We start from the raw sequence: 21,688 nt of genomic DNA, 5'->3' as shown, positions 1-21,688 counted from the left end.
TTGGTCGGAAAGACCTGCCGCGCCACCAGCCCGTCCCGTTCCAGCGTGCGCAGCGACTGGGTGAGCATCCGCTTCGAGATGTCCCCGACCTCGCGTTGCAGGGCGGCGAAGCGGCGCGGCTGGTGCGACAGGGCGATGAGGATCAGCAGGCTCCACTTGTCGCCGACGCGGTCCAGAACGTTGCGCACCGGGCAGTTCTGCAGGCCGTCGCGATCCTCTCCGGCGTGGAACGAGAAGCTGTCGAGCACCGCACGATCTGCGGCATCCAGCACAACGGGGTTACCCGGACGTTCCCTTGTCATGAAAAAGTGCCTCCTTCACGCGCCGCAAAAGGCGGTCTACATCCGAGACCATATCCCGTAATGAGACCGGCGTGAAGAGCCGGGCTCGCAACAAAGGAAAACGTGATGAACAAGAAGATCCTGGTGACCGGCGCGTCCGGTCAGCTTGGCGCGCTGGTGGTCGAGAGCCTGCTGGCCCGGACCGCCGCCGCCGATATCGTGGCACTGGTGCGCCGTGAAGAGGCGGCAGTGCCGCTGCGCGCCAAGGGTGTCGAGGTGCGTTTCGGCGATTACGAGGACCCGGCGGCGCTGGCCGCGGCGGTGAAGGGCATCGACCGGGTGCTGCTGATCTCGGGCAGCGAAGTGGGCAAGGATCGCGCCGCCCAGCACGCGGCGGTGATCGAGGCGGCGAAGGCCGAGGGGATCGAGCTGATCGCCTATACCTCGATCCTGCGCGCCGATGTCAGCCCGCTGTGGCTGGCCAGGGATCACCTGGCGACAGAGCGGCTGCTGGCGGACAGCGGCCTGCCGGTCGCGCTGCTGCGCAATGGCTGGTACACCGAGAACCTGACCGCCGGTCTGGCCCCCGCGCTGGAGCATGGCGCGCTGGTCGGCGCCAGCGGCGCGGGGCGCTACAGCGCCGCGGCGCGCGCCGACTATGCCGAGGCGGCGGCGGTGGTGCTGCTCTCGGACAGCCCCGAGGGCGTCTATGAACTGGCAGGCGGTGAGAGCTTCTCGATGGCCGAGTTCGCCGCCGAGGTCAGCACCGTGACCGGAAAGGAGATCGGCTATGCCGACATGCCCGAGGCGGCGCTGAAGGACATCTACACCGGCGCGGGCCTGCCCGAGGTGGTGGCCCACATGCTGGCCGACAGCTCGGCCCATGCGGGCTCGGGGGCGCTGGAAGGCAGTGGCGCGGATCTTGAGGCGCTCATCGGGCGCAAGGCGACCGACTGGCGCCAGACCCTGCGCGCGGCCGTGGCCTGAGCCTGAGAGACCGGAGGCCGAACGACGAAGGGCGCCCCGAGGGGCGCCCTTGCATCGTCCGGCAGAAGATCACTCCTGCCCGCGATAGGGCTGGACGTATTGCAGCGCCATGTCCCAGGGGAAGAAGATCCAGGTGTCCTGGCTGACCTCGGTGATGAAGGTCTGCACCTGGGCGCGGCCCTGCGGCTTGGCGTAGACCGTCGCGACATGGGCCTTGGGATAGAGCGAGCGGACCAGCTCCAGCGTCTTGCCGGTGTCGACCAGGTCGTCGATGATCAGGATGCCCTCGCCGTCGCCCATGATCTCGGGGTCGGGGGATTTCAGCACTTCCGCGGTGCGCCGCTCGTCCGCCTTGCCGCCGCCCGAGTGGTAGGACTTGACCGAGATCGTGTCGACGGTGCGGATGTCGAGTTCGCGCGCCACGATCATCGCCGGGGCCATGCCGCCGCGGGTGATGGCGACGACGGCCTTCCAGGTGCCGCCCTCCATGGGGCCGTGCTTGTCCAGCCGCCAGGCCAGCGCGCGCGAGTCGCGGTGGATCTGGTCCCAGGAGACGTGGAAGCCCTTTTCGTGGGGAAGGCGGTTGTCGACCATGGCGGCGGTCCTCTTCTTGGTCGCTTAAGCGGTGGTGTCGGTTCAGAAGGCGGCGATCTTGACGCCGAGGGCGGCCAGCAGCCCCCCAGGACGCGGTCGATACGGGATTTCAGACGGGTATAGCCCAGCCGGGCGCTCTCGAGCGAGAAAATCCGCGCCACGATCAGGTTCCAGGTGACTTCGTTGACGAAGACCACCGCCAGGATCGCGGAGAAGAGGCCGGGGCCCGCGTGGGCAGGCACGAGGGTGACGAAGACCGCGCCGAAGAAGACGGCGGGCTTGGGATTGGCCAGCTGGGTGGTCACACCCCGCAGCACCAGCCGGGCAAACGGACCGGCGGTGAGCCGGGGCAGGGGGGCGGCCGAGGCGGTGGCCTCGAGGCTCAGCGGCTCATCGGCGCCGCGCCACATCTTCCAGGCCAGGCGGATCAGATAGGCGGCGCCCGCGATCTTCAGCGCGATCAGCAGGCGCGGCGCCAGTTCGAAGAGGGTCGCCAGGCCCAGCACGGCAGCACTGGCCCAGGCCACGGCGCCAAGCGCGACGCCGATGGCGAAGCCCGCGCCACGCGCCATGCCGCCGGTCATGGCCGTCCGCATGGTCATCAGCACCGCCGGACCGGGAGAGATCGCGGCGACGAGATGAACGAGGAAGACGGAGAGGAGGACGGCGGCCAAGGGCGTGTCAGCTCTTGTCGATGTCCGGCGCGTCAACGGCCTTCATGCCGACGACATGATAGCCCGAGTCGACATGCAGGTTCTCGCCCGTGACGCCCGAGGACAGGTCCGACAGCAGGTAGAGCGCGGATTTGCCCACGTCGTCGATCGTCACGTTGCGACGCAGCGGCGAGTTCAGCTCGTTCCACTTCAGGATATAGCGGAAGTCGCCGATGCCCGAGGCGGCCAGGGTCTTGATCGGACCGGCCGAGATCGCGTTGACCCGGATGCCGTCCTTGCCGAGGTCTTCGGCCAGGTACTTGACCGAGGCCTCCAGCGCGGCCTTGGCAACGCCCATGACGTTGTAGTGGGGCATGACCTGCTCGGCGCCGTAGTAGGTCAGCGTCAGCATCGAGCCACCGTTCGGCATCAGCTTCTCGGCGCGCTGAGCGACGGCGGTGAAGCTGTAGACCGAGATATCCATGGTCATCTGGAAATTGCCGCGGGTGGTGTCGATATACCGACCGCGCAGCTCGTTCTTGTCGGAGAAGCCGATCGCGTGGACGATGAAGTCGATCTCGCCCATCTCGGTCTTCAGCGCCTCGAAGGCGGCGTCGATCGAGGCCTCGTCCGAGACATCGCAATCATAGAGCCGGGTAACGCCCAGCTGATCGGCCAGCGGAATGACGCGCTTCTTGAACTGCTCACCCATGTAGGTGAAAGCCAGCTCTGCGCCTGCATCGGCGAGGGCCTTTGCGATCCCCCAGGCGATGGATTTGTCATTGGCCAGGCCCATGATCAGACCCTTCTTGCCTGCCATGAGGTTGTTCGACATAGCGCGCTCTCCGCCCTGTAACTTCCGGTCAAACTCCCTTAAGCGATAGGTCAGGGCGCTTCAAGCCTGCCCGGGCCCGAAGGGCCGGCAGAGCCGCGAAGCGAGACCCGCAAGACGCAGGAGGATGCCTAGTATGTCGGACCGTGACGGGATCTTCGCCGGGGATGACCCATTTGCAATTGCCCGGGCCTGGCTGGCCGAGGCCGAGGCAAGCGAGGTCAATGACCCGAATGCCATCGCGCTTTCCACCGTCGACGAGAACGGCCTGCCGAATGCCCGAATGGTGCTTCTGAAGGATATTCTGGACGATGCTTTCGTATTCTATACGAATTATGAGAGTCGGAAGGCCAATGAGCTTGACCTGAACGGCAAGGCGGCTTTTGTCATGCACTGGAAATCATTGCGGAGACAGATTCGGGTTCGGGGTCTGGTGACACGTTTCGACGGCCCCGAGGCGGATGCCTACTATGCTTCGAGATCGCTGAAATCCCGGCTTGGTGCCTGGGCCTCGGCGCAGTCGCGGCCCCTGGCATCCCGGGGCGCTCTCATGGCCGAGGTGGCGCGGGTGACCGCGAAACACGGGACCAATCCGAAGCGGCCTCCGTTCTGGGGCGGATACAGGATCGAGCCTTTGGAGATCGAATTCTGGGCAGACGGAGCGTTCCGTCTGCATGATCGATTCCGCTGGACGCGCGCCGGAACGGCCTCGAATTGGGACATCCTGCGGTTGAATCCCTGATTACCCGCCGGTCAATGGGCAGAAAGCGCGTTTGGCGGGTTGCTGTTGGTACGCGAATGTTGTTGATAAAAACGGTGGGGGTTTGTGGCGCCGTAGTTTGGGGATAGGCGCCACAAATGCAATGCGGGGTGTGAAGTGAATCATCATGATGATACCACCCGGAAGCTGGCGGGCCGCGTGAAGTGGTTCGATCCGGCACGCGGGTTCGGCTTTGTCGTGGCCGAAGAAGGTGGGCCGGACATTCTGCTGCACGCCAATGTGCTGCGGAATTTCGGTCAGAGTTCCGTCGCCGACGGCGCGCAGGTGGATATCCTTGTCCAGCGGACGCAGCGGGGCGTCCAGGCCATAGAGGTGCTGGCCATCGCGCCGCCCGAAGGGGCGGGGGCGGCGGTGCTCGAGGACTTCCGCAGCCTCGATCCGGCCGAGATCCAGGCCCTGCCGATGGAACCCGCGCGGGTGAAATGGTTCGACAAGGTGAAGGGGTTCGGCTTTGCCAATGTCTTCGGCCGTGACGAGGACGTCTTCATTCACGTCGAGGTTTTGCGTGCCTCCGGGCTGGCCGACCTGGCCCCGGGCGAGGCCGTTGCCCTGCGGGTGATCGACGGCAAGCGGGGCCGCATGGCGACCGAGATCTGTGCCTGGGAGGCGGCGGCCCGCTAGGGCGCCGGAACCGTGATGTCCGCAATCGTGATGCAGCGCGCCGCCCTTGTCCTGAGCCTCCTGTCGCTGAGCCTGCCCGGGGCCGCCATGGCGGCCTGCCGGGCGGATCGTGCCGAGGTGCTGACCGAGGCGGGCGTCCAGGCGTTCCGGGTCGAGATCGCGGACGATCTGGCCGAGCAGCAGCAGGGGCTGATGTACCGAGAGAGCATGGCCCTGTCCCAGGGGATGCTCTTCGTCTACGACAGCCCCCGGCCGCTGTCCTTCTGGATGCGCAACACGCTCATCCCGCTGGACATCCTGTTCTTCGACGAGACCGGCACGCTGACCACCGTGCAGGCCAATGCCCGCCCGCTGGACGAGACCCCGCTGCCCGGCGGCGTCAGCCAGTTCGTGCTCGAGATCAACGGTGGTCTCGCCGCGCGCATGGGGATCACCGAGGGCAGCCGGCTGCGCCATCCGGCGGTCGATCCTTCGCTGGCCGCTGCCGCCTGCGAGTGATCCTTTTTCGGACATTCGGGGCCTTTTCAACCGCGACACGACAGGCTAGAGAGGCGCACGGTCCGGGGCGTAGCGCAGTCTGGTAGCGCACCTGTTTTGGGTACAGGGGGTCGTGAGTTCGAATCTCGCCGCCCCGACCACACTATCAATGACTTACACGGCTCTTCCGTTGAAACGGATTGGCTTGTTGAAACGGACCTGAGACAAGTCGTTCTCCAGAGCGTCCGTAGCTTCACCACTTTCGCGATCGCTTCGTTCCTGCCTCGGGCGTAGCGGTCGGTGGTTGAAACCTCCAAGTGCTGGCCGGCATCGCGCAGATCGAACGGGGCAACGCCCCTATTTTGCCTCGGTGAGAGCTCCAGCGCGGGTGTCCATGACTGTCAGCTCCTTTGGAGGTCCCAGACTGTCCCGAAGCCGGCGGAAGACCTGACTCCAGCCGTACCTGGTGTAAGGCATCCCGGTCTTCTCGGATCTGATCACCGGCCCGATGCGGCCGCGCGCAGCGAGGGCGGTTAAGCGCTGCCGAAGCTCGGCCGCGTCGGTCATGTCAAACCGGATCGGGTCGGGCATGGCCTTGGCCGTCTTCGGGATGACCGTCTGGAAAGAGGCACTGCCGGCCATGGGAGAGGGTCGGGGCGACGACGGCGGGCTGGACGCCGGCGCCGGTGATGGTGCCGGGAGGATCGCTCAGGGGATATCCGGGGCGGCCGCCGTGCGCCAGGGAGCCAATTCACCGGCGATGACGCGCGGATCCTCCGGGACGCCTTGGGGCGCCATGGACCGGCAGCTGAGGTCCGGTCCCAGCCCTCTCGCGACAATGGTGGCGCATGCGGCAAGGCGTCCAGGGCCGACATCAATGGCCGTGAGCGACAGAGCGCGTGGGGCAATTAGGGGGTGGCCTGAAGCACGGCGAAGGTCGGCTCCGACCCCAAGCCGCTGGTCGGGTGCCACGCCGCAGTTTTTGGGCACCTGGGGATCTGCATCGCCCGCAACCCTCGTTTGCCATCTTGCCTTTCGGAGGATTTCCCCCTATCGAGCGATCAAGGTGCCGGGCACCTGCCGCCTGCGGACGTGAGTCACGGTGAAGCCCCGAGCAAGACGACCTCTCACCCTCGAAGCATTTCGCAGGTGGGTAATGCAGGCTCCCTCCCGATCCGAAATGCCTCCCCGGAGGAGTGAGCCATGTCCGTCGGACCTGTCCCCCATACAATCGAGAACCGCTTTCTGACCCGGCCCGTCGGGCGATTGTTCCTTTCGAATGCCCTGCCCATGGCCGTCGTGATGTCGACGGGCGGCCTGCTGAACGTGATCGACGGGATCTTCGTCGGGCGCTTCGTCGGCGCCCAGGCCCTGGCCGCGGTCAGCCTGGCTTTTCCGGTCGTCATGTTGCTGACGGCCCTGACCACTCTGGCGGGGGGCGGCATGGCCAGCCTGCTTGCCCGCCATCTGGGCGCCGGGGCGCGCCGGGAGGCCGGAGAGGTCTTCGCCGGAGGCCATGGCCTGGCGCTGGCCATCAGCGCGGTGCTGATCACCGCAGCGCTGAGCCTCGGCCCTGCCATGCTCTCCGCACTTGCCGCCGGAGACGCGGCGGTGGCGGGGTCTGCGCAGGGCTATCTGCTGATCCTGATCCTTGGTGCCCCGATCCAGTTCGGTCTGGGCCTGCACGCCGACGCCCTGCGCAGCGAGGGGCGGGCCGGGCACATTGCCCTGCTTTCGGTGCTGGTGAACCTGCTGAATGCCGGAGCCAACTATGTCGCGATCGTGCTCCTTGGGCTCGGCGTGGCCGGTTCCGCCTTGGGCACCGTGGTCGCGCAGGGCCTTGGCCTGGCGCTGTTGATAGGGCTGCGGGCCTGCGATCACGAGCTTCTGCCCCTTGGCACCCTGCGGCGGGTCAGCTGGCTATCGGGCTGGGGGCGGATGCTGTCGCTCGGTCTCCCGCTCTGCCTGACTTTTGTCGGCATGGCCCTGGTGGCCGGCACGGTCCTTCGTATCATCGGCACCGCCGCCGCCGAATCTGCCCCCTATATCGCGGCCTACGGTGCGGTGACGCGGATCCTCGGGCTGGCCTTCCTGCCGCAGATGGCGATCGCGCTGACCACCCAGAGCATCACCGGCAACAACGCTGGCGCAGGCCGCATGGATCGGGCCGGCGCCGCCCTGCGGCTTGCGATGGGAAGCGCGTTCCTCTGGTGCATGGGCGTGACGCTGGCAGGAGCGTTGGCCGGCGCGCAACTGGGCGCGCTGTTCTCGGACGATCCGGAGGTCGTCGCGGCAGTCGTCACGATCCTGCGTCCGATGACGGCGCTCTATGTCGTCACCGGCCCGGTCCTTGTCCTGGCCATGCATTTTCAGGCCCTGGGCTTGCCCGTCCGGACCGCGGTGCTGACGCTGGCGAAGCCGTGGCTGCTGACCCCCGCGCTGCTCTTTGTCCTGGGGAAGGTCTCTGGGATCGACGGCCTCTGGTTTGCCTTTCCCATCGCGGATGCCCTACTGCTTGTCCTGGCCCTGGTCCTCGCCATCAACTCCGTGAAATCACCCGCCAAGGAGGCAGCATGACGCAGCCATCCCTCGAAACGGTCAAGGCCCAGGCCAGGGCGCTCCGGCAGGCCCTCGCAGCCAAGGGCATGGCGGTCAGCCATGCCCATGCGCTCGAACTCATCGCCCGACAGCACGGGGCGCGAGACTGGAATACGCTTTCTGCCCGCCTCGGTCATCGCGACGCCCCGGGAGAACTGACCTTGGGTGCCAAGGTCACGGGGTATTACCTTGGCCATGCCTACAGTGGAACGATCGTCGCCCTTTCGGGCGCTGCGGGGCATCGCCAGGTGGAGATTGCCCTCGACAAGCCGGTCGACACCGTCGAGTTCGATAGCTTCTCGAACTGGCGTCACCGCATCCGGGGCACCCTTGGCAAAGACGGCCGCAGTGTGCGGCGCACGTCGAATGGCACACCGCATCTTACGGTGGAGACGACGAAGGGCTGACCTCACCCATTGCGCGCGAAAGCTGCGACCGGCCTCTTTCGCAAGATCCGCGTTCGGGCACGACGACCGCTTCATCCGCAAACCGGTCTCTGGTGCCGGGCGCGGCATCTCTCCAGGTCCGGACTTAAAGGGCGGGAAGCGGCCATTCGCAGCACCATGTTCCGACGGCGGCATCACCGCAAACAATCACATTGTCACGACCTGATGATCGTACTGCCGGGCATACGGTCTCGTCGTTTGCCAGCTACGTTCGGACCTCAAGAACAGTGTCTTAGCTCGACGCATCCTGATCCCGTGCCCCGTTGAAGATGGCCGGAAAGCTCGGATACCGGAAGCCGGTATCGCCCTCAACCCACCGGGCTATCGCTCTTCTTTTCATCAGGTGATCGTCGTTCAATGCCTCACTCCCCTCCCATACGGGAACCACAGGAACGCGGCCTGATGCAAAGATGAGGATCCAGTCCTCTCTGTCGCGGCTGGCGAAAAGATCGGCGAGAAGTTCCGCAAGACGGGTCTTGTCGGCGTCCCTGCCTTCCCGCGAGGCGTAGCGCGCAGTCCGCAATTGATGGTCTTCTGCGGTGGCCAGCCGGACAAATTCTGCCCAGTAGTGATCTTCCAGGGTCGCGACTGCCATCCGTTTGCCATCACGGCAAGCATAAATCGCGCTATCTGCCATGACTTGCTTCTGCTCTTCCGGTGCGGTGTCCGGGTCCGAACGCGACAGGGACATGGTCAGGCAAGCCGCTGCGGTCGCGTCGAATATCGAGGTATCAACGATCTGGCCATCACCCGTTCGGTCTGCTTCAACGATAGCCGCGAAGGCCGCGAGGCTCGCGGCGTTCACGGTCAATGCATCCGCAAGACGGATATTCGGGCGAACAACTTTTGGCTCAAGTTCGGCGGGCAGAGTGAAATAGCCTGCGACCCCGAGGACGGAGAGGTCGTGGGCTGGCTGATGACGATAGGGACCGGTCGCGCCATAGCCGCTGATCGACACGAGGACCATCCGGGGCTGGATCGCATGCAGCCATTCGGGGCCGATTCCAAGCCGTGCGAGGACTCCGGGCCGGAAGCTTTCGACCAACACGTCTGCGTTGGCGACCAAACGTCCGAGCTCGGCTTTGCCGTCGTCTGTTTTGAGGTCGAGCGTCACAATGTCTTTTCCGCGATTCAACAAGCGGTAGGTTTCGGGGAAAAGCCGTGCGGCCGGGTCACCAGCCGGAGGTTCGACCTTGATCACCTTCGCGCCAAAGGTGCGCAAGGTCGCTGCGGTCGCGGGGCCAGGGTAGAGGAGCGAGAGGTCGAGCACCCGCTTCCCGGCCAGTGGCTTCGGAAATCCGGGCATCAATTGACCCGGTCCAGCAACGCTTTGGCAATCGTGTTCTTCTGGATCTCCGACGTGCCCGTGACAATCCGGAAGGTGCGCAGGTTGCGGAAGATGAACTCGATCGGGCCGCCCTTGAGCAATCCGACCCCGCCGTGCACCTGCATCGCCCGGTCGGCGATCCGAAAACCGTTTTCGGCACAGAAGAGCTTGCACATCGAGGCCTCCGCGCGGATGTCGTGGCCCTCGTCAAGCCGCCGCGCTGCATCGAACATCATGGAGCGGCCAGCGTATAGGTCGGTCGCCATGTCCGCCAGCATGTGCTGGATCGCCTGGAAGCTCCCGATCGGGCGGCCAAATTGCTGCCGCCCCCCGGCTCGTTCGATCGACAGGTCAAGCGCAAGCCGGGCAAAACCCATCATGGTCGAGCAATGAAGAAGCCGGTTCACCGAGATGCGCGCCATCCCGAGGCGGAACCCGGTGCCTTTCTCGCCGATCAGGTTCGCTTCGGGAACCAGAACGTTGTCGAACACCAGATCGGCATGGGCACCCTTGCCGGACAAGACTTCGTAGTCCTTTCGCTTCGACGCTCCCTCCGAATGCAGGTCGACGAAGAAGGCCGATATACCGCGCGGTCCGACCTCAGGATCGGTCACGGCCAGAACTATTGCAGCATCGGCGAAACTGCCGCCGGAGATGAAGCGCTTGACGCCATTCAGACGGTATCCGCCGGCTGTCTTCTCGGCGCGTGTCTTGATCGACGCGGCGTCAGAGCCAGCCCCGGCTTCGGTCAGCGCAAAGCAGATGGCCAGGTCGGCGGTCTGGATCGGCTTGAGGAAGGTCTCGATCTGATAGGAGCTGGCCTGCTTGAACAGATGCCCCACACGTGGCGGCCCCGAGAGGTCACCCAGCACATGCGAGGCCAGCACCGACCCCGACATCAGCGCAGCTTCCCGCACCGCGCAAATATCGGCCACTGACAGCCCCTGTCCGCCGAGCTCCCCGGGCAACAGGTAGGAATAGAACCCACGTTCGGCGGACATCTTCCATACCCTGCGCAGGGTGTCGTGATCGACCGGCGTGTCCCAGTCCAGCCCGTGTTCATGTTCGAACTCCGCGATCTCGCCTGTCAGGAAATCGACCAGCGGTTCGGCCGCAGCAAGGGCGGACGCCCCGCCGCGGAAATCGGTAAGCGCGCGGGTGCGCGCCTTTTCACGCGCGTCCGGCTTCAAGGCAATGGACATCAGACTTTCCTCTCTGCATCGGCCCAGTAGGCATCACGCACTTTGCGGCGCACGATTTTTCCATTGGCGTTTCGAGGCAGGTCCTGCGCAAAATCGAAGCTGCGCGGGCGCTTGAAGCCGGGAAGATGGTCGCGGCAGAAGGTTTCAAGACCGTCCGGAGAGATCTCCGCGCCGTCCTTGGTCACAACGACAGCCTTCACAGCCTCTCCCCATTCGCGGTCGGGCACGCCGACAACTGCGACTTCGAAGACGGCAGGATGGCTATAGAGAACCTTTTCGACCTCGGACGGATAGACGTTGAAACCGCCAGAGATGATCATGTCCTTCTTGCGGTCGACGATGAACATGTAGCCCTCGTCATCCTGGGTCGCGATGTCGCCGGTGTGATAGGCCCCGTCCTTCAGAACTTCCTCCGAAAGTTCCGGCGCACCCCAGTACCCCTGCATGACGTCCGGCCCGCGCACGACGATCTCACCGGCTTCGCCGAGCGCGCATTCGGTGCCGTCGTCTCGCAGGATCCGGACATCGTTGTCGAAGTAACTGCGGCCGCAGCTGGCAAGACGGGACCTGTCACCCGCAAGGGCCTCTACATGGTCCTGCGCGGTCAGGATGGTGATGGTCGAGGTCGTCTCGCCTGCTCCATAGCCCTGCGCCAGGATGGGACCAAAGGTCTCCATTGCCTCGGCGACGACCGAGGGGGCCATGGGCGCAGCACCATAGATCACGTCGCTCAGGCTCGACAGGTCATGTTTCGGAACCTCGCCGGAGGCGAGGATGCGCGAAACCATTGTCGGGACGAGGAAAATGCGGTTGATCCGCTCTTTCTCAATTGTTGTCAGGAACTCAGGGATGTCAAACCGGTCAAACAGTACATTGCATCCGCCCATGTAGAGCGTGGGCAGGATCGACATGCCCGAGGCGTGCGTGATCGGTCCGACATGGCCCATGGTCACGCCAATGCCGCCACCCCCGCCAGGTCGGACAAGCTGTTTGCGCAGCAGCGCGGCCCGGTTGCCATAGCTCTGCATCGCTGCCTTCAGGACACCAGAGGACCCTGAAGTATAGTGCAAAACGGCAAGATCGCTGTCCTGGGTCTCAAGACTGTCGAACCCGGTTTTGCCAAGCTCAAGAATGTCGGAGTAGAGGACATCTCCCGCACCGCCCGAGATCGCGATGATCTTCTTCAGACGGGGCATCTGGTCCCGGCGTTCTGCAAGGTCAGCCGCGTGTTTCGGTCCGGCGATTACCACCTCGGCGTGGCTGTCATTGATGACATGCACGGATTCCTCCGCTGAAAGGCGCGCGTTCACGGGCACCTTCACGAAGGCTCCTTTGTAACAGGCAATCTCGGTGGCAAGGATCTCGACGCAGTTCGGCGCCTGCATTGCGACATGTGTCCCGGCCGGGAAACCCGCGGCCATGAGGCCGGTCGCCAGACGGCTGGTTTCTGCATCAAGCTGCGCAAAGGTCAGCCGCCGGTTCTTGTCCACGGCAGCCATGGCATTCGGCCAATAACGTGCAGACCGCTGCACGACTCGTCCCAAGTTCATCGGTTTCCTCCCGAGTATTTCTGAGCGCAAGCTATCCCTGACCCTCGCTATTGCCGAAAAACAGTTTGCGTCTGGCCTCTATACGGTTTTGATATCGCGAGAGGGGAGAGGCTATGAACTCAAGGCAACTTCAGTATTTCGAAGCGGTTCTGCGGGAGGGTGGATTTTCCGCTGCTTCAAGACGCCTGAATGTGGCCCAGCCAGCGCTTTCAGGTCATATCGCTGCGCTTGAGGCAGAACTTGGTGTCAAGCTGTTTGAACGCACCAACAAGGGCGTTACGCCCACCTCGTCAGGTATCCGGCTTGGCCAGCATGCCGAGGCGATCCTGAGGCAGCTGGACGCGGCCACTGCGGATGTAAGCGGCGGCGAAGACAGTCCGAGCGGGGAGGTCTTGCTCGCGTTACCGCTGACCGCGGCCTATCTGCTCTCCGCACCGATGTATGAACGCGTCGCGCGGGAACTGCCGCGCGTGAACCTGCGGATCGTCGAGGGACTGAGTTTCGAGAGCGGCGACATCATGTCGTCCGGGCGTGGAGACTTGGGGCTGGTGCCGAATGCGGCCGACCTGCCCAACCTCGAATCCGTCGCCCTATTTCAAGAGAACCTATATCTCGTTGGAAAATGGGACGGGAAATCACCACGCATCGGCGAAATTCCTCTGAGGAGGTTGCCCGACTATCCTCTCATTCAGACCCACAAACGCGTCGTTCTTCGCCGGGCCATCGAAGAGCTTGCCGCGTCGCAGGGCGTGCGGCTGAATACAACTTACGAGATCACCGGTTTGCACGTGCTCTATTCATTGCTGGAAGCTGGGCTTGGCTATTCCATTCTGAACTGGGCGTTGCTGGACAGTCGGTGGGGCATGAACATCCTGGCCGCCTGGAAGATTGTTGAGCCGGAAGCGAAGCGCACCATATCGCTGACCTGGCCTCGAAACCGACCCATGACGGGCGCAGTGCGCGCTGTTCGCCTCATTCTCGTTGAAGTCTTGCGAGAGGTCGTCAGGGATGGGCGGTGGCCCGCCAGCGACGTCGCCCTGCACGACGACAGCTGGCTATAGCGCTAATGTATAACTGGCATGTTGAACCTGTATTTCGGTATTGCGGCAAGCCCGCCTTACCGTAGAGGTCACTTGCGAGGAGGAGGCAAGAAATGACCCAAATGAAATTCACAGGCGCAGTGCGCCGTGTCGCGACTGTATTGACCGTTGGCCTGCTGGCCACCCCGGCCTTCGCCGATTTCCCCGAAAAGCCCGTGACGGTTCTCGTCGGATTCGGCGCAGGCGGCGGAGCCGACACGCTTGCCCGCCTGATTGGCAAGGAGGCCGAGGCAGCCCTTGGCCAGCCGGTCGTCATCGAAAACGTCCCCGGTGGTGGTGGCGTCGTTGCCGCGACGAAGCTGATGAACGCGACACCCGATGGCTATACGATCGGGATGGCCGTCACATCGACCTTTTCCTATGCGCCGCTGGCGTCCGACACCGTGAAGTTTGATGCCGACACGTTTGACTACCTCACGTCGGCCGCGGCACTTCAGAACGCTGTGGTGGTCGGAAAGGACTCTCCCTTCAATACCTGGGAAGATGTTGTCGCCGCCGGCAAGTCTGGCCAGAAGGTTTCGTTCGGGTCCTCTTCACCGGCGGTCAACCTTATGATGAACTACATTTCTGCCCATGACGGATACGAGATGAAGGTCGTGCCGACCAAAGGCGGCGCCGAGATCATGAAGGACGTCATGGGTGGGCACATGGACATGGGCTGGAGTGCCGGAATCCACCAACGCTTTGGTGACGATGTCAAAGTGCTTGCCGCCGCAGGGAACGAACGGCTGGTGAACTCACCGGACGTGCCGACCTTCAGAGACTTGGGATATGATGTCGGCGATGACACCTACTTCCTGTTCTTCGCGCCCAAAGGCATTCCTGACGAGGTTTTCCAGGCACTCCATGACGCATTCTCGGCTGGCGCCCAAAAGCCGGAGGTCGTGTCGATGGTTGAGAGCAAAATGGGCTTTCCTTCCAAGGTTCTGATGCCCGACCAGCTGCGAGAGAACGTCGCGGCCTCGACGGCCATCTATGAAAAGCTGATCGCCGCAGCTGGCAATTGAGACCCCGGATGACCCTGCGCATCTTTGAAGCACTCGTGGGGGCCGGCGTTACGCTGCTGGCCCTCGGACTCTGGCTCTGGGGCATTCCCGCCTGGGTCGAACCGAATGATTTCGTCACCGTCGCGCCCGATCTGATGCCGCGTGTCGCGGTCGGGTTCATCGGAACGCTGGGCGCCTTGATGTGCCTGCACCGGCTCTTTCTGGAACCGGACCGGACAAGCCCGGCTCCGATAGATCCGAAATCGATGGTGCTGACCGTTATCGTGCTGGTTCTTTTCGCCATCGCAGTCACGCTGATGCTGACCGTCGGATACATTGTCGGGGGCGTCTTCATCACCGGTGCCCTGACGATCTTCATGGGACAACGGAAATGGTGGGCCATTGCGCTGATGGCCATTTGCCCGCCGCTCATGCTCTGGGGCTTTTTCGAAGTCCTTCTGGGCATTCCGCTGCCCTGACCTGCCCAAACTGGTATCGCCATGCTCGAAACTGTCATCACTGCATTCTCGGACGCTTTGACCATTCAGACGCTTGTCCTGATCGTCGCGGGTGTCTTCATCGGCCAGTTCTTCGGTGCGATCCCCGGCCTGTCGGCATTGACGGCGATCGCCATCGCCGTGCCGCTGACCTACTATTTCACGCCCGTCGGTGCGCTGGCGTTCCTTGTTTCGATCAACAAGGGCGGCACCGTTGGCGGTTCTGTCTCGGCCATCCTGATGAACACCCCCGGCACGCCCGAAGCGGCCGCAACCGCCTTCGACGGACACCCGCTGGCCAAACAGGGCAAGGGGTTGAAGGCACTGAAAATGGCGCTGTTTTCGTCCGTGACCGGCGACACGCTGTCCGATTTCGTCCTCTTCGCCGTCTCTGCGCCCTTGGCCCTGATCGCCATCAAGATGGGCCCGACCGAAATGCTGTCGGTCATCGTCTTCGCGCTCACGATCATTGCCAGCCTTGTGGGGCGGTCGATGTTTAAGGGCCTGATCGCGGCCTTCCTCGGGTTGCTTCTGGCCACTGTCGGACTTGACCCCGAAGGCGGCACCAGCCGGTTCATCTTCGGCATGCCTGACCTGATGGATGGCCTGCCCATTTCTGCCGTCGGCATCGGGGTGCTGGCCATGGCCGAGGTGCTGCGCCAGCTGGTCATGCTGCGTGGCGCGGCGGGCGACAGCCATCTGCCGCTCAGCTCTGAACGGCCCGAGGACAAGCGCCTCAGCTGGGCCGAATATCGGGGTACCCTGCGCACCATCCTGCGCTCGGCCGCCATCGGCACCGGGATCGGCGCACTACCCGGCATCGGGTCCAGCGCGGCGGCTTTCATCGGATACAACGCGGCGATCCGCGCCTCCAAAGACCCCAAGTCCTTCGGCAAGGGCAATATCGAAGGCGTCGCCGCTACCGAGGCAGCTAACTCTTCCGTCGTCGGCGCGAATTTCATCCCGCTGCTCGCGCTCGGTATCCCCGGCAACGTGGCGGCCGCGCTGATCCTCGGCGCCTTCATCGTGCACGGCATCCAGCCCGGGCCGCATCTGATGACCGAACAGGGGCGGCTGGTCTATGCCATGTTCGCCGCCATGGTCATCGCCAACGGCACCAACCTGATCCTGGGCTATTTCGGCCTGCGCGTCTTTGCCTTTGCTGCCCGCGCACCCGCCATGGTCGTCTTTCCAACCATCGGCCTTGTCTGCCTGACCGGCGCCTTCTTGACCTCCGGCACCTTCGGCCTGCCTCTTGTCGTGGGCTTCGCGGTGATCGGCTACCTGATGCGAGCGCTCGAGTTTTCCTTTGTCACCTTCATCATCGGCTTCGTCCTTGGCCCAAGTTTCGAACTGTCGTTCCGTCAGACCGTCATTCTTGCGGATGGGGAGATCGGCTATCTATTCGACCGCCCAATTGCCTTGGCGATCTTCGGACTGGCCGCCTTCACGTTGGCCCGGACGGTCTGGCGGCACGTAGCCCATGCGCGAAAACCAGAAGAGACCTGACCGACCAGGGACCAGCACAATGACCGAGTCGATTACTTCAGAGCTGCACGAAAGACCCGGCAAGAATACGCGGGCGTTGCAAGGCGGCACCCGCTTAGGCTCAGGACCCATTGATTTCGTTTGGTTGACATGATTCAGGCTTTGGAAAACGAGCGGTGACTCACGAGCGCCCAACCAAATCAATGGGTCCTGAGCCTAGTGGAATTAGATTTTCGCATTTTCACGCATCTTTGCAAATGGCGGTCTTTGGAAACTGCGCTGCGCGATGACCAGGGCGGGCGCGGGGCTTCGGCAACGGGGCGACATCAACCTAGGGCTTCACTCAAGCGAAGGCGACCTCACTGGCGGGTGCCTTGGTTTCTCACCCCCGATGCCACTCTGCAGCGCCCCCTTGAGGGCCTTCGGGAACATGCTTTGGTGCGCGCACAACGCGTGGACTGCCGACAGGGTGCCGGTTCGATGCAGTACGGATGTTCCCATCACCTAGGCGCGCTCAGCAAAGCTGACGGGGGGCTTCGCACGAACTCATCGGAGCCGTGTCCATTCAGTGCCGCTCAAGGCTGCGGTCAGGCACGTGGAGCGCTCGGGTCAAGTCGCCGGAGCTGCCTCCATCCTGAATGCTAAACATTGAAACACATCATAACATGGACATCGCTACGCGCACGCTTGGGGCTAAGGGGCGCCCTTAGAACTCGAGGTGCCCTGCGACCAGGCGGCGATTGACCGGCTGAGCTGGACGCAAGCCGCCGATGTGATCTACTTGGCCGACGGTATCCTGCCGGTGCAGAAGCTGTCGCGCTTTGCCCTCGACAACTGGACGATCGTGCCGGCCAGTTTCGCGACCGGCTCTTCCGGGTGCCGAACGTGGACGAAGCTGCCGATGACCCGACTTGCGCCTCCGGACTATAGGACTATCATCGGGTAAAGCGTGAAAGGCTGAAAACCCGATGAAGTCTGCGGATCGAACCATCTGAATAAGCCCCTGTGCGAAAGCGCAGGGGAATAGCGCGCCGCCACCGGCGGTCGCGGTCAGCTTGTGTATGCGGACACAAGCCATTCATTCAGAGGTTTGAAAATGCAAAACTACTTCGAGAGCCCTTTCCGGGGCGTCACCTTGGACAAGCAGGTCACCAACCCCAACATTCTGGTTGGACGGTTCAGCTACTACTCAGGCTACTATCATGGCCATAGCTTCGACGACTGTGCCCGCTATCTGTTGCCAGACGAGGGCGTTGACCGCCTGATAATCGGGAGCTTCTGCTCGATAGGTTCCGGCGCTGCCTTCATCATGGCGGGAAATCAGGGCCATAGATACGACTGGGTTAGCACGTTCCCATTCTACTGGATGTCCGACGTGCCCGAATTCAAAGGCGCTGAGAACGGGTTCCGCCCAGCGGGTGACACGATCATCGGCAATGACGTGTGGATTGGCTCCGAAGCCATCGTCATGCCGGGCGTAAAGATCGGCGATGGTGCCGTCATCGGAACGCGCGCCGTGGTGACGAGGGATGTAGAGCCCTACTCCATAGTTGGCGGGCATCCGGCCAAGGAGATCCGGAAGCGGTTTGAGAGCGGTCTCGTCGCGCTTCTGCTCGAACTGCGGTGGTGGGAGTGGTCAGAAGACCAACTGAATCTTGCGATGTCGCTGCTGACCAGTGGCGACATTGAAGCTCTACACGCGCATTGGAGTACCCATATCCGACGAGGCTGAAGCCACGCGCGCGCCATCAACCTCATGGCTCTATCGCGCGCGCAACCTTCCACATCGGGCTCTAAGGCGTCGATCGCTGAACGCAGCTCACGGGGCGCTTGCCGAGCGAGGCAAACTCCGGGTACTGCGCATCGCTGCCATTCGTTCAGGATGCAGCGAAGGTCAGTTCTCCGCCCTTCGTGTCCGCGCCTGGCGACATGCTGCACCAGGCAGGAATGTCGCGGAAAGGCTGGGACCGGACATCTGCAGCCCCTGTCGCGAAGGTCGGCTCTGGGCCGTCTCTGCCGGGCAGGCCACTCACCTGCGTGTCCAGCACGCCAGGATGCCGCAGGTCTGCTTCGAGCCTGCCCTCCCGAATGCGGCACCATAAGAGAATTGCCAGCTTCACCCATGGAACGAAGGCGTTTGCGCAGGAAACGGGTCGATCACACAGCAAGGTGTTGCCTAAGCAGTTCCCGAGACAACATCAGACGGAGACGGGAATGCTTCTCGAAGGAAAGTCAATCATCATTACCGGCGCAAGCAGCGGCATCGGAGCGGCGGCTGCAAAGATGTTCGCAGCGGAGGGCGCGAAACTGGTCCTGGGTGCGCGTCGTGCTGAACTGCTTGAGCGAATTGTCAACGAGATTTCCGCTGACGGTGGAGAAGTGGATTTCATCGCAGGGGACGTCGAAGATAGCGGCTACGCAGAAGAAATGGTGAAACGCGCGGAAGCGCGCTTTGGTGGTCTTGACGGCGCGTTCAACAATGCAGGCGCGACGGGAAACATTGGACCGATCCCTGACATGGATGAAAGCAACTGGCACAGAGTTATGTCAGTGAATCTCAACAGCGGATTCTATGCGGCGAAGCATCAGATACCGGCGATGCGCAAACGCGGCGGCGGCTCAATTGTCTTCACATCTTCCTTCGTCGGGCACACGGTCGGGCTGCCTGGCATGGGCGCCTATGCTGCGGCAAAGGCGGGCCTGATCGGGTTGACCCAGGTTTTGGCGACGGAACATGGGCCTGAGAACATCCGTGTCAACGCGCTCTTGCCTGGGGGCACCATGACGCCGATGGCTGGAGAGGATGCCGCCTATCATGAGATCGTGCGGGGTTTCCACGCGCTGAAGCGCATGGCTGATCCATCCGAGATCGCGCAGGCGGCGCTCTTCCTGCTTTCGGATCATGCGTCATTCGTGACCGGGACCGCAATGATCGCGGATGGCGGAAACTCGATTAACAAACTCTAGGGGAAGCCAAGCGGACATTGGCCAGTGACATGCCAGCGTCCGCTTCGTTCCTCACTGCGGACCTAGGGGCCTCGGGCTATGCTGAGCGGTGCCATGAAAGTCCGCGATGGAGAAGTTGCGTTGCGGCAATGGTGATCTTGGCAAACGTCGGGTTCGGGCCGGGTTGCGCCCAGAGGCGCGGTTGAAGACAGCTCGTCCGGCGCGTCCGTTTCCAGGCCAAAGCGGACGTAGCGATGGCGCGTACTTCGAAGACCAGTCGGTCGCTGCGCGCGGAGACATCCCGATCGCGCCAGACGCAACTCTTACTCCCCAAAAAACACGAAGATAATCCCAATGCAAACAAGTGAAACGATCCGGAAGGCAAATATCTTGGGGAATTTCCTTCTCATATTGAAGCCAAGAAGATCACGGAAGGACAGGTAATCAAGGGTCGCCTGCCTATAGGCCTGCGAGCGAAAAAGAAAAAAAGTGGCACCGAAAGCCACAGTACATACGCTACAAGAAACGCTTTCGGTCCTAGCACTATAGTATCGTCAATTTGCATGGCGCAGACCTCTATCTGTAGTTTTCGACAATCGGATCGAAATCGACGAATAGTGTGCATCCTGGGCCGCGTCGCACGCAAATCGGCAGCGTGCTACGGCGATTTGACCTAGGCCAGATAATTCTAACGGCTTTGTGTAAGGCGTGTCCAGTTCGCGCGGATTTGAACTTTGCCCTCGAAAGTAACGTGCACTGCACTAAGCATTGAAGGTTTCGTTCGCGTTGCCGAGCAAATCAGCCGTTTCAAGTCATTCCAATCGCCTGCTATCCGCCCTGAGGGTCGACGTCCGTCGTCATGCTGCGGTTTGCAAGAATGTCTTGGAAGGGCCTATTCCGTTGAAAAACTCGCCCCGGTAGCCGCTGTGGGTGTGCCCCGAGATTGAGCGCACGTCGGCCGACCTCTCTTCGGCAGGAGCTTTGCGAGCTTCCGGAGGTTCTGGGCGGTGGCTGCGAGGTGGAATTCGTCGCGCCCGCCGAGAGGGCCCCGCAATCGAAGACGGTTCAGCCCCAGGATCCGCTTCAGATGGGTGAACAGAATCTCGACCTTCTTCCTCAGTTTGCAGGAAATCGCGTATTCCGTGGTCTGAGCGATCGCACGGGCCCGATCGCGGAATGGCTCGTAGATCGACCGCAGCACCTTGCGTGCAGGCGCCTTCGGGCCGGTTGTGCCAGCCGGACCAAGCGCCCATTTTCGTGCACCATTTCCGCTTCCTGCGCTTAGCAGCCGTCCAGGCGCCCCATTGCGAACTTCAGCAAAGCTTGTTTCGCCGCCGTTCGTCCGGAAACAGCGCAGTTCCTGTACCGGCCCTTGGAGCCTCCGCCGCTCTTTCGTTCTGCTCGCGGGATAGGGGGTGGAGCAGGGCCTGGACTTGCGGACCGACGTGAGAATAGCGGCGGTACGCTTCGGTTCGTGTGAGAGCCGCTGCCTCACGTTCCTGTAGACAGAGAACGCATTGAGTTGGAGGACTGGCCGCCGTGGCTAGTCTAAAGCGCGAGAACGGGCTGCTATAGGCTGACCAGTCGATGAGAAAGCTCAAATCCGGGTAACTGGCCGACCCCAACTCTCCTGGTGCCCTAAAGCCAACAAGGGAGACTCGCGAGACGTTCGGCAATGCCTACTGGCAGTACCAACTGCCTTTCCAAAATGGATGTAAGTCATCGATTCTGTGTTGCTGATTTGCTGTCCCTTTTCCGCGTAAGGGGCTGGCATCGCTTGTCTTGCGGCGACCTATCGGGTGCGCCAATCACGATCAGATAGTTGTGCCTGAAATCCGCCGCCGGTTCCCGGAGCGGATCTGTTATCCGTAATGGTTTCTGCGCCTTGAAACGCCATCCATCGCTTCGCGTGCCGATTCCATGACGTCCGGGGCGTGGTGCCCTGGACCGTCTCGATGGTCTCTGCCCTGCTCGAAAAGAAGCCGGCGGCTTCCCACCTGGCGACGCCGCGCTGCATGGTCCAGGTGATCGCGCTATGCTTCAGGGTGTAGGGCGAGACCTTCTCCAAACCGGCGTGCTTCGCCGCGTGGCCGCAGTAAGTCCATGGCAGGCGAGCTGCCTCCTCCCGGGTGAGCCAGCGCTGCCGGCGACCTGGTGGTTCCGGCAGAGTTACGGCGGTGCCGCGGTCATGTAGCCTTCCCGGTGGGTGAGGGTGATGGCCGCCTGCAGGAGGCCCTTGATCGCTTAGCCGATGCGTTCGGGGGTTGCGACCGTGGGCGCATGTTCCTCTGCGTGGATCGCCAGGACTTCGCCGCAGGTTAC

General features: G+C 62.9%; 20 protein-coding genes, 1 tRNA gene and 1 pseudogene. 14 read left to right on the top strand and 8 right to left on the bottom strand.

The features are described 5' to 3' along the window. Positions 1-302 (bottom strand): winged helix-turn-helix transcriptional regulator (locus OS124_RS0111455; protein ID WP_040607076.1); only part of this gene is annotated, 302 nt, incomplete at its 3' end. 105 nt (positions 303-407) lie between these two features. Here OS124_RS0111455 and OS124_RS0111450 point away from each other — a divergent pair. After that, positions 408-1,268 carry an NmrA family NAD(P)-binding protein gene (locus OS124_RS0111450; RefSeq protein WP_010139762.1) on the top strand — a complete coding sequence of 287 codons (861 nt, stop codon included), beginning with the start codon at positions 408-410 and terminating at the stop codon, positions 1,266-1,268. A gap of 69 nt (positions 1,269-1,337) precedes the next feature. Here OS124_RS0111450 and gpt read toward each other — a convergent pair whose 3' ends face one another. The 3 genes from gpt to fabI are packed head-to-tail and all read right to left on the bottom strand — an operon-like array spanning position 1,338 to position 3,350. Then, complete coding sequence (gpt, locus tag OS124_RS0111445; RefSeq protein WP_337459425.1) at positions 1,338-1,808, bottom strand: xanthine phosphoribosyltransferase; 471 nt, start codon at positions 1,806-1,808, stop codon at positions 1,338-1,340. Continuing rightward, the gene (locus tag OS124_RS24435) at positions 1,694-2,536 is read right to left on the bottom strand and encodes a LysE family transporter (protein WP_010139760.1); all 843 of its coding nucleotides are present in this window, start codon (positions 2,534-2,536) and stop codon (positions 1,694-1,696) included. Before OS124_RS24435 ends, gpt begins: the two co-directional genes overlap by 115 nt. Before the next feature lie 7 nt (positions 2,537-2,543). Then, complete coding sequence (fabI, locus tag OS124_RS0111435) at positions 2,544-3,350, bottom strand: enoyl-ACP reductase FabI (RefSeq protein ID WP_010139759.1); 807 nt, start codon at positions 3,348-3,350, stop codon at positions 2,544-2,546. Between the two features lie 133 nt (positions 3,351-3,483). Here fabI and pdxH point away from each other — a divergent pair, with 133 nt between their 5' ends. From pdxH to OS124_RS0111400, 6 genes are all read left to right on the top strand, one after another. Beyond that, the gene (pdxH, locus tag OS124_RS0111430; RefSeq protein WP_010139757.1) at positions 3,484-4,089 is read left to right on the top strand and encodes a pyridoxamine 5'-phosphate oxidase; all 606 of its coding nucleotides are present in this window, start codon (positions 3,484-3,486) and stop codon (positions 4,087-4,089) included. Between the two features lie 135 nt (positions 4,090-4,224). Then, positions 4,225-4,749 carry a cold-shock protein gene (locus OS124_RS0111425; protein WP_010139755.1) on the top strand — a complete coding sequence of 175 codons (525 nt, stop codon included), beginning with the start codon at positions 4,225-4,227 and terminating at the stop codon, positions 4,747-4,749. Positions 4,750-4,764: 15 nt separating this feature from the next. Beyond that, entirely contained in the window at positions 4,765-5,247 is a 483-nt protein-coding gene (locus OS124_RS0111420; RefSeq protein ID WP_010139754.1) for a DUF192 domain-containing protein, read from the top strand. A gap of 63 nt (positions 5,248-5,310) precedes the next feature. Further along, positions 5,311-5,387: transfer RNA gene (locus OS124_RS0111415), tRNA-Pro, on the top strand. A gap of 1,042 nt (positions 5,388-6,429) precedes the next feature. Next, complete coding sequence (locus tag OS124_RS0111405; RefSeq protein WP_010139752.1) at positions 6,430-7,803, top strand: MATE family efflux transporter; 1,374 nt, start codon at positions 6,430-6,432, stop codon at positions 7,801-7,803. Beyond that, a complete protein-coding gene (locus tag OS124_RS0111400; RefSeq protein WP_010139751.1) occupies positions 7,800-8,231 on the top strand; it encodes a glyoxalase superfamily protein in 432 nt (143 codons plus the stop codon). Before OS124_RS0111405 ends, OS124_RS0111400 begins: the two co-directional genes overlap by 4 nt. Before the next feature lie 271 nt (positions 8,232-8,502). On the opposite strand, the gene OS124_RS24430 is transcribed toward OS124_RS0111400, so the two are convergent. From OS124_RS24430 to OS124_RS0111385, 3 genes are read right to left on the bottom strand one after another with little or no spacing between them, the layout of a single operon-like run. Further along, the gene (locus tag OS124_RS24430; RefSeq protein ID WP_050900853.1) at positions 8,503-9,576 is read right to left on the bottom strand and encodes a CaiB/BaiF CoA transferase family protein; all 1,074 of its coding nucleotides are present in this window, start codon (positions 9,574-9,576) and stop codon (positions 8,503-8,505) included. Then, complete coding sequence (locus tag OS124_RS0111390; RefSeq protein ID WP_010139749.1) at positions 9,576-10,799, bottom strand: acyl-CoA dehydrogenase family protein; 1,224 nt, start codon at positions 10,797-10,799, stop codon at positions 9,576-9,578. The genes OS124_RS24430 and OS124_RS0111390 overlap by 1 nt, the downstream gene beginning before the upstream one ends. Then, the gene (locus OS124_RS0111385) at positions 10,799-12,349 is read right to left on the bottom strand and encodes an AMP-binding protein (RefSeq protein ID WP_029375370.1); all 1,551 of its coding nucleotides are present in this window, start codon (positions 12,347-12,349) and stop codon (positions 10,799-10,801) included. Before OS124_RS0111385 ends, OS124_RS0111390 begins: the two co-directional genes overlap by 1 nt. 113 nt (positions 12,350-12,462) lie before the next feature. On the opposite strand from OS124_RS0111385, the gene OS124_RS0111380 reads away from it, so the two are divergent. The 7 genes from OS124_RS0111380 (at position 12,463) to OS124_RS0111350 (ending at position 19,387) form a co-directional block, all read left to right on the top strand. Then, positions 12,463-13,410, top strand: a complete 948-nt coding sequence (locus tag OS124_RS0111380; protein ID WP_010139747.1) for a LysR family transcriptional regulator — start codon at positions 12,463-12,465, stop codon at positions 13,408-13,410. 92 nt (positions 13,411-13,502) lie between these two features. Then, positions 13,503-14,456, top strand: coding sequence for a Bug family tripartite tricarboxylate transporter substrate binding protein (locus OS124_RS0111375; RefSeq protein ID WP_010139746.1), 954 nt, complete (start codon positions 13,503-13,505; stop codon positions 14,454-14,456). 8 nt (positions 14,457-14,464) lie between these two features. Next, complete coding sequence (locus OS124_RS0111370; RefSeq protein WP_010139744.1) at positions 14,465-14,914, top strand: tripartite tricarboxylate transporter TctB family protein; 450 nt, start codon at positions 14,465-14,467, stop codon at positions 14,912-14,914. A gap of 57 nt (positions 14,915-14,971) precedes the next feature. Beyond that, complete coding sequence (locus OS124_RS0111365; protein ID WP_010139742.1) at positions 14,972-16,441, top strand: tripartite tricarboxylate transporter permease; 1,470 nt, start codon at positions 14,972-14,974, stop codon at positions 16,439-16,441. Positions 16,442-17,138: 697 nt separating this feature from the next. Beyond that, a complete protein-coding gene (locus OS124_RS0111360; protein ID WP_010139741.1) occupies positions 17,139-17,366 on the top strand; it encodes a hypothetical protein in 228 nt (75 codons plus the stop codon). Positions 17,367-17,516: 150 nt separating this feature from the next. Next, positions 17,517-18,152, top strand: coding sequence for a type B chloramphenicol O-acetyltransferase (catB, locus tag OS124_RS0111355; protein ID WP_010139740.1), 636 nt, complete (start codon positions 17,517-17,519; stop codon positions 18,150-18,152). 482 nt (positions 18,153-18,634) lie between these two features. Further along, positions 18,635-19,387 (top strand): SDR family oxidoreductase, encoded by a 753-nt coding sequence (locus OS124_RS0111350; protein ID WP_010139739.1) that lies wholly within the window; start codon positions 18,635-18,637, stop codon positions 19,385-19,387. A gap of 871 nt (positions 19,388-20,258) precedes the next feature. On the opposite strand, the pseudogene OS124_RS26565 reads toward OS124_RS0111350, so the two are convergent. Next, positions 20,259-20,588 (bottom strand): annotated as a pseudogene (locus tag OS124_RS26565) (transposase); the annotation flags it as partial. Positions 20,589-21,688 lie beyond the last annotated feature (1,100 nt).

Origin of the sequence: Oceanicola sp. S124, assembly GCF_000220565.1 — a bacterium.
Lineage (GTDB): Bacteria > Pseudomonadota > Alphaproteobacteria > Rhodobacterales > Rhodobacteraceae > Pseudooceanicola.
This window is presented reverse-complemented; position numbering and strand designations above follow the sequence as displayed.

Coding starts and splice junctions, on each gene's coding strand:
- OS124_RS0111450 (WP_010139762.1), top strand. CDS start 408: ATGAACAAGAAGATCCTGGTGACCGGCGCGTCCGGTCAGCTTGGCGCG.
- fabI (WP_010139759.1), bottom strand. CDS start 3,350: ATGTCGAACAACCTCATGGCAGGCAAGAAGGGTCTGATCATGGGCCTG.
- pdxH (WP_010139757.1), top strand. CDS start 3,484: ATGTCGGACCGTGACGGGATCTTCGCCGGGGATGACCCATTTGCAATT.
- OS124_RS0111420 (WP_010139754.1), top strand. CDS start 4,765: ATGTCCGCAATCGTGATGCAGCGCGCCGCCCTTGTCCTGAGCCTCCTG.
- OS124_RS0111405 (WP_010139752.1), top strand. CDS start 6,430: ATGTCCGTCGGACCTGTCCCCCATACAATCGAGAACCGCTTTCTGACC.
- OS124_RS0111400 (WP_010139751.1), top strand. CDS start 7,800: ATGACGCAGCCATCCCTCGAAACGGTCAAGGCCCAGGCCAGGGCGCTC.
- OS124_RS24430 (WP_050900853.1), bottom strand. CDS start 9,576: ATGCCCGGATTTCCGAAGCCACTGGCCGGGAAGCGGGTGCTCGACCTC.
- OS124_RS0111390 (WP_010139749.1), bottom strand. CDS start 10,799: ATGTCCATTGCCTTGAAGCCGGACGCGCGTGAAAAGGCGCGCACCCGC.
- OS124_RS0111385 (WP_029375370.1), bottom strand. CDS start 12,349: ATGAACTTGGGACGAGTCGTGCAGCGGTCTGCACGTTATTGGCCGAAT.
- OS124_RS0111380 (WP_010139747.1), top strand. CDS start 12,463: ATGAACTCAAGGCAACTTCAGTATTTCGAAGCGGTTCTGCGGGAGGGT.
- OS124_RS0111375 (WP_010139746.1), top strand. CDS start 13,503: ATGACCCAAATGAAATTCACAGGCGCAGTGCGCCGTGTCGCGACTGTA.
- OS124_RS0111370 (WP_010139744.1), top strand. CDS start 14,465: ATGACCCTGCGCATCTTTGAAGCACTCGTGGGGGCCGGCGTTACGCTG.
- catB (WP_010139740.1), top strand. CDS start 17,517: ATGCAAAACTACTTCGAGAGCCCTTTCCGGGGCGTCACCTTGGACAAG.
- OS124_RS0111350 (WP_010139739.1), top strand. CDS start 18,635: ATGCTTCTCGAAGGAAAGTCAATCATCATTACCGGCGCAAGCAGCGGC.